This is a genomic window from Mycobacterium sp., from assembly GCF_008709575.1.
In the GTDB taxonomy this organism is placed as follows: domain Bacteria; phylum Actinomycetota; class Actinomycetes; order Mycobacteriales; family Mycobacteriaceae; genus Mycobacterium.
Map to the genome: position 1 here is coordinate 1 of NZ_VYIK01000534.1, position 548 is coordinate 548.

At 69.2% G+C, this 548-nt stretch carries 1 protein-coding gene; it reads right to left on the bottom strand.

The annotated features are described in order from the left end of the window. The coding region (locus F6Q13_RS20015; RefSeq protein ID WP_293060158.1) for a hypothetical protein at positions 1-521 on the bottom strand (521 nt) is incomplete at its 3' end. Positions 522-548 lie beyond the last annotated feature (27 nt).

Sequence of the window (548 nt, forward strand, 5' to 3'; positions counted from 1 at the left end):
TTGGGCGCCCCGACCGGGTTGCCGTGGGCATCCAGGCGGCGCACCGCCAGGTGCCCGTCGTTGAGGTCGACTCCCACCACCGGGCCGGTGAGATACACATCATCGCCGGCGGCGCGATCGTCGCGGCCGGCCCAATACGGCACCGATCCGATCGCCCAGTTTGCGGTCAGATAGCGACCGGAACGCCCGGGTTTGCGGGTGAGGGTGTAGGACACCGAGCTGCCGGCGGTGATCCGCGCCATCCATTCCTGGTCGCGGTGGGCGAACACCGCCTGGCCTGAGAGCACGTAGCGGCCGCGTGGGGCGTTGGCCAGATGCTCCAACGGTGTGGGCAGCCGGATGCTGACCTCGCCGGTCGGGGTGACGGTGATCGTCAAATTGCCGAACGGCTCATCCGGGGAGCCGTTGGCGCTGATCCGATACCGGGCCGCCTCCCAGTTGTCGCGCCACTGTTCTACGCTGAGACCAGCGTCGTCGAGGTGATGCCGGGTGCGGGCCAGCCGCCGGCCGCCCTCGACCACACGAACTTTCTTGGCGGTGTAGTCGCG